The sequence below is a fragment of the Streptomyces sp. RP5T genome, from assembly GCF_003933965.1.
Taxonomy (GTDB): Bacteria; Actinomycetota; Actinomycetes; order Streptomycetales; family Streptomycetaceae; genus Streptomyces.
Genome location: NZ_RSAJ01000525.1, coordinates 1 through 5,807, shown reverse-complemented (window position 1 = coordinate 5,807; position 5,807 = coordinate 1). Strand labels below are relative to the sequence as shown.

Here is a 5,807-nt window from a genome sequence, read left to right as displayed (position 1 = left end):
CACCCCACCGGTGCGAGCCCCGCCGCCCGCAGCGCGTCCAGCGGATCCTCGCGCAGTTCTCCGTCCACGAGGGCGGGGGCGTCCTCAAGCAGGGACACGAACTCCGTCGCCGCCCAGCTGTCCGGCAGCTTCTCGCCGGGGATCCCGAGAAGCCGGTCGGCGGCGGCACCCACGCACTACACGACCGCGTGGTACAGCTCGCGCAGCCGCGCGGCCGGCACCCCGCCGGGGCCGACCCCGACGCCGCCGAGGAACCGCACCCGCTCGTGCTCCAGGATCGTCCGCAGGCTGTTCCGGAGCGACTTGATCTTCTCGTGGTACGAGGCTCCGGGCCGTGTAGCACCCGCTGGGCCCGGAGCCGACGACGGCGACACGCAGCACGGCGGAACTCCCTACGGGAGGAGTCGCTGACACCCCCAGGATTGCACCGCCGATGCTGCTCTGACAGGGTGCCGGCGGGAGCCGGGCGCGCGTGTCCGTTCGTATGGAATGTGATCATTCGGTTACGTTGCGTATATGCTGGAAGCATCCTTTCTTAATCTTTCTGATCGTTGTCCGACGGACGGCCACGTGTCCGTGTGGCCCGCGTGGGAAGTGCGGGAGGACGACGCCGCGACGGCGTGGTTCGGCGTCCGGCTGGCCTTCTCCGACGGCGCCAGGGTCGACGCGCTCGCCGTGGTGACCCAGGAGGGCGTCTCACTGGAGGACGTACGGGCCGCGCCCGCCCTGTCGCTCGACGACCTGGCCGCGCTCGCGGACTGGATCGAGGAGCCCCTCTTCGCGGCGTGCGGAAGGCGGCCCGAGAAAGGGGTCGAAGGGCCTGGGCCGCGGCGCGCTCGCCCGGCGTGGCCGCGCGGTCTGGAGGGGCGGTGGCTGGTGGCGCAGGAATACCGGGCCGCCCAGGAGGACGGCGTCGACCCGGTCCTCGCCGTGATGTGCGCGACCGGGCACAGCCGCCGCAGGTCGCTGCGGCTCATCTCCCAGGCGCGCGACGCGGGTTACCTGACGCCACGTCACGCACGGCGCTGAGCGGACGGTTTCAGCCGGTATCCCTCACCGCATGTCCCGCATGCGGTTGATCTCGCTCGTCTGCTGGGCCACCACGTCGTCCGCCATCTCCTCGATCCGGATGTTGTTGCCCTGTCCCTTCACCTCCGTCGCCATGGTGATCGCCCCCTCGTGGTGAGTGATCATCAGGGTGAGGAAGAGCTCGTCGAAGGCCTTCCCCTTCGCCGCGCGCAGCTTCTTCAGCTGCGCCTCGGTCGCCATGCCGGGCATCGTGGCGTGCGCGTGGCCCGCGGCCTCCTCGGACTTGCCGTACCCCTTCAGCCAGGCCCTCATCGCCTCGATCTCCGGCCCCTGCGCGGCCGAGATCCGCTCCGCGAGGGCCTTGAGCTTCGCCGACTCGGCACGCAGCGGGGCCAGTTCGGTCAGCTCGAGCGCCTGGGCGTGGTGCGCGATCATCATCCGCGCGTACGAGACGTCCGCGGAGTTGGGAGTGTCGTCGTCGGACCGCTGCTCCTGGGCGTCCTGGGCGGACATCGTGCGGTTAGCCTCACCGGGTTTGCCGGGCACCAACACCGAAGGCCCGGTCGCCGAGGCGGACTTGGGGTCCGTGCCGGAGTCGCAGCCCCCGAGGGCCAGGACCGTCAGTACGGCCAAGCCGGTTGCGGCGTACGGCGCGCGGCGGAAGAGCACAGTGGTCACCCGTGGTCCTTTCATGACGGGTTCGTTGCCCCCTGTTGATCTGTGCATGGTGAAGACGATACTGCGGTGACGCGTGAACCGTTCCACATGAACGGCACAGGGAGGAAACAGTGATCCTGTTGAAAGAGTCCCGAACCCGGCACAGACGTCTGGGAGTTGCGGCGGCAGCCGCGGGGCTCCTGGCCGCACTGCTGACCGCCGTCCCCGCCGTCGCGACCCCCGACCCCGGGGACGGCCCGACGTCGGGCAGGGGCGTCTCCAAGAGCACCGAGGCCGAGGTCGAGGCGGCGATCGCCGACGGCGCGATACCCGGCCAGGACGAGATCGTCCACTCCGACAACATCCAGCACCTCGTCAACATCCCCAAGGACGCGCTGCCCGGCACCAACTCGGACCTGGCCTTCCAGGGCAGGTACGCCTTCTCCGGGAACTACGACGGCTTCCGCATCTTCGACATCAGCAACCCGAAGGCCCCGAAGACCGTCGCTCAGGTGCTCTGCCCCGGCTCGCAGAACGACATCTCCGTCTCCGGGAACCTGCTGTTCCTGTCCACCGACTCCTCGCGCAGCGACAGCAGTTGCAACAGCACCACCCAGCCCGCCACCGAGAAGTCGTCGTGGGAGGGCATGAAGATCTTCGACATCAGCGACAAGAGGAACCCGAAGTACGTCGCCGCCGTCGAGACCGCCTGCGGCTCGCACACCCACACCCTGGTGCCCGAGCGCAGGAACGTCTACATCTACGTCTCCTCGTACTCGCCGAACGCCGCGTACCCCGACTGCCAGCCTCCGCACGACGGCATCTCGGTCATCAAGGTGCCGCGCAACGCCCCCGAGACGGCCGCCGTGGTGAGCTTCCCGGTGCTCTTCCCGGGCGAGGGCCCCGACGGCGGCGGCAACCCCGGTGCGCCCACCAATCCGGGTGTCTCCAAGACCACCGGCTGCCACGACATCACGGTGCTCCCGGACGAGGACCTCGCGGCGGGCGCCTGCATGGGCGACGGCATCCTGTTCTCCATTGCCGACCCGGAGAACCCGAGGGTCATCGACCGGGTGCAGGACAACGTGAACTTCTCCTTCTGGCACTCGGCGACCTTCAACCAGAAGGCGAACAAGGTCGTCTTCGTGGATGAGCTGGGCGGCGGCGGCGCGGCCACCTGCAACGCGGAGATCGGTCCGAACCGCGGCGCCGACGGCATCTACGACATCGTGGGCAAGGGCGACCGGCGCAAGCTCGTCTTCCGCAGCTACTTCAAGATCCCCCGCCACCAGGCGGACGTCGAGGTGTGCGTGGCCCACAACGGCTCGCTGATCCCGGTCAAGGGCCGGGACATCATGGTCCAGGCCTGGTACCAGGGCGGTGTCTCCGTCTGGGACTTCACCAACTCCTCGCGCCCGAAGGAGATCGGTTACTTCGAGCGGGGCCCGGTGACCACAGAGCGGCTGACGACCGCCGGTCCCTGGTCGGCGTACTACTACAACGGCTACATCTACTCCAACGACATCGCCAAGGGCTTCGACGTGCTGAAGCTCAGCGACAAGCGGACGGACCCGGCCAGGAAGGTGCGGCTCGGCGAGCTCAACGTCCAGACGCAGCCGGACTACTTCGACTGACCCCCGGGCTCCGGCCCCGTCTCGAAGAAACGCGACAGATCCGCCTCACGCGTCCCGTCGGGTGCCTCGGCTCCCGGCGGGACGCCCTGTTCCCAGTCGAGGCGATAGCGCGTGAACAGCTCGGCGCGCAGGGTCGCCATCGGCATCGGGACGTTCGGCACGACCATCGCGTAGACCGCGCCCATGAGCTGCGAGCGCAGCATCGGGTAGTCGGTCTCGACCGTCTGTGAACCGTGCCGTTCCATCGTGTCCCGCAGCAGTTCGGCCAGGCGCTGCTGCTCGGGGCACTGCACGAAGCCGTCGACGTCCAGCAGGCCCGCCATGTGCTGGCGCATCAGCACGGTACGGTCCCGCGCCAGACCCAGGATCGCGTCGATGGCCCGGGCCATCCGCTCCCGGCCGTCCTCGGTGCGCGGCTCGCGCTCCAGCGCCTCCTCCAGCGTGCGGTGCATGAGCCGGTGCACGGCGGACTGCACGAGCTGACGCTTGCCGGGGAAGTAGTACGACACCAGACCGCGCGCCGAACCGGCCCGGTCCGCGATGTCCCCGAGGGTCGTGGCCTCGTAGCCGCGCTCGGAGACCAGTTCGATGGCCGCCTGCAGGAGCCGCTCCCGGGAACGGCGGCGCAACTCTTCGTTGACCAAGGCGCTGCGCGGGGACATGCTGTAACTCCTGCGTTGACTGGCTATCAGCCAACTATACTCAGTGTGTCCGGACCGGCCCGTAAAAGGCCTGGTCGGGGCTGCCGCCTGCTCTGGGCGACGCGGGGGATCGTCCAGGGTGGGCGAGCAAACGCCCCAATGGTGTCCTCAGGCGACCTTATCGACGGGGTGACCACCCCGTTTCAGGACACTTTTCCGCGTCGGTCGTGCGTACCCGTCGAGGCGGCTGTCGCACAGTCCCTTACCCCACGAGGCCGAGCACGGGCCGCAGCGCGTCGGGCCGCTGCGCCGCCGGCAGATGGTCCACGAAGTGCACCCCGCAGCCCAGAGCGGCCGCACCGCCGTCCGCCCGCCGGTCGTCGCCGACCATCAGGACGTCCCCGGGCTCGACACCGAGCGCCGCGCAGGCGGCCTCGAACAGCCGGGGGTCGGGCTTCTGGATGCCGTGTTCGTACGACAGCACGTACGCGTCCACGAACGGATCGAGCCCGTGCGCGCGGAAGACCGGACGCAGGTCCCAGCCGATGTTGCTGACCACGCCCACCTTGATTCCGCGCTCGCGCAGCGCGCGCAGCACCTCGGCGGCGTCGGGGTACGGCTGCCAGGCGGCGGGGAGCATGTGCCGGTCGTACAGCGCGTCGTGCAGGTCGGGATCGGGCAGCGTCACCAGCCGCGAGAGCCCGGTGTACGCGGCCCGGTGCAGCTCGGCGCTCTCGTCCCGGACTCCCCACACGGCGGCGAGCTCGTCCGGCATCGGCACCCGGGGCGCCGCCCCGCCGGGCAACGCCCCCACGTGCTCCAGCTCCCGCGCGGCCCGCGCCAACTCCGTCTCCGGGAGGGGGAGTCCCGCCTCGTCGAGGACGGTCCTCAGCCAGGACTCGGTGGACTCGATACGGAAGAGGGTTCCCGAGAAGTCGAACAGGACGGCAGCCATGCGGTGATCCTAAGGGCCGTCGTTCACCGCCGGTACCGCCGCTCGACCAGCACCGCCAGGGCCACGAGCAGCGCGCCGAGGAGCCACCCGCCGAGTACGTCGGAGGGCCAGTGGACGCCCAGCCAGATGCGGGTGAGGCCGACGCCCACGACGGAGATCACGGCGAGGGAGAGGGCCGTGAACCGGACGGCGCGGCCGACTCCGTAGTGGTGGAGGAGCCACAGCAGGAGGCCGCACACGACGGTGGCCGTCAGTGCGTGGCCCGAGGGGTAGGCCGCGAAGTGCGCCGTGTCGACGGGATCGGGCCACACGGGGCGCTTCCGGCCGACCGCCGCCTTCAGGACCTGCTGGACCAGTGTGCCCACAGCACATGTGACGATCAGCCATACGGCGATCCAGTGGGCATGGCGCCGCCACACCAGCCAGATCGCCGCGAGCGCCGCCAGCAGACGCATCGCCCAGGGGTCCCAGACCCAGTCCGTGAGGATGCGGAAGACGTGCGTGAGCCCCGGTTCGTCGACGGCCCAGCGATGGGTGGTGTCGGCGATGTCGCCGTCCACGGTGAGCAGGGGATGCCACTTGGCCACCACCAGGGCGAGCAGCAGCAGCGAGAGCAGGGCGAGGACGCCGGTGGCACGGGCGGCGGTCCGGTGCTCCGGCGGTCGGGGCGGGGAGTCGACGGACTGGGTGTGCATGGTGCGATCCTCGCCGACCGCTGTGGTCACAGGCGAATTCCGGGACACGGGCGGTTCGGACTGCCCGTCGTGCGGGGCGGCGTTCATGGTCGGCTGCTCGCGATGAGGCGCATGGTCATTCTGCCGGGTTCCCTGCCCTGCCCGGGTGTATGCGCGCGGCGGCTGTCGTCCCTGTGCGGGCGGGGGCGGCCGGGGG

6 protein-coding genes and 1 pseudogene are annotated in these 5,807 nt (G+C 70.1%); 2 read left to right on the top strand and 5 right to left on the bottom strand.

The window, feature by feature from the left end; translation table 11 throughout:
- Positions 1 to 92: 92 nt before the first annotated feature.
- Positions 93 to 381: pseudogene (locus EHS43_RS35360) on the bottom strand (NADP oxidoreductase); the annotation flags it as partial.
- A 189-nt stretch (positions 382 to 570) separates the two neighbouring features.
- Here EHS43_RS35360 and EHS43_RS35355 point away from each other — a divergent pair.
- Positions 571 to 1,029 (top strand): DUF6214 family protein, encoded by a 459-nt coding sequence (locus tag EHS43_RS35355; RefSeq protein ID WP_125194720.1) that lies wholly within the window; start codon positions 571 to 573, stop codon positions 1,027 to 1,029.
- 24 nt (positions 1,030 to 1,053) lie between these two features.
- Here the strand turns inward: EHS43_RS35355 and EHS43_RS35350 are convergent, their stop codons facing one another.
- On the bottom strand, positions 1,054 to 1,698 hold the full coding sequence (locus EHS43_RS35350) for a DUF305 domain-containing protein (RefSeq protein ID WP_260470855.1): 645 nt from the start codon (positions 1,696 to 1,698) through the stop codon (positions 1,054 to 1,056).
- Positions 1,699 to 1,817: 119 nt separating this feature from the next.
- Between EHS43_RS35350 and EHS43_RS35345 the strand changes: the two genes are divergently transcribed.
- Positions 1,818 to 3,320 (top strand): LVIVD repeat-containing protein, encoded by a 1,503-nt coding sequence (locus EHS43_RS35345; protein WP_125194719.1) that lies wholly within the window; start codon positions 1,818 to 1,820, stop codon positions 3,318 to 3,320.
- Here the strand turns inward: EHS43_RS35345 and EHS43_RS35340 are convergent.
- From EHS43_RS35340 to EHS43_RS35330, 3 genes are all read right to left on the bottom strand, one after another.
- A complete protein-coding gene (locus EHS43_RS35340) occupies positions 3,308 to 3,982 on the bottom strand; it encodes a TetR/AcrR family transcriptional regulator (RefSeq protein WP_125194718.1) in 675 nt (224 codons plus the stop codon). The two genes, EHS43_RS35345 and EHS43_RS35340, sit on opposite strands and share 13 nt — an antisense overlap.
- 241 nt (positions 3,983 to 4,223) lie before the next feature.
- The gene (locus EHS43_RS35335) at positions 4,224 to 4,916 is read right to left on the bottom strand and encodes an HAD family hydrolase (protein ID WP_125194717.1); all 693 of its coding nucleotides are present in this window, start codon (positions 4,914 to 4,916) and stop codon (positions 4,224 to 4,226) included.
- A gap of 23 nt (positions 4,917 to 4,939) precedes the next feature.
- Entirely contained in the window at positions 4,940 to 5,611 is a 672-nt protein-coding gene (locus tag EHS43_RS35330; RefSeq protein WP_125194716.1) for a phosphatase PAP2 family protein, read from the bottom strand.
- Positions 5,612 to 5,807: the final 196 nt, after the last annotated feature.

What these genes read in the sequence shown, in the direction of transcription:
- EHS43_RS35340 (WP_125194718.1), bottom strand. Translation starts at nt 3,982, where the DNA reads ATGTCCCCGCGCAGCGCCTTGGTCAACGAAGAGTTGCGCCGCCGTTCC.
- EHS43_RS35330 (WP_125194716.1), bottom strand. Translation starts at nt 5,611, where the DNA reads ATGCACACCCAGTCCGTCGACTCCCCGCCCCGACCGCCGGAGCACCGG.
- EHS43_RS35335 (WP_125194717.1), bottom strand. Translation starts at nt 4,916, where the DNA reads ATGGCTGCCGTCCTGTTCGACTTCTCGGGAACCCTCTTCCGTATCGAG.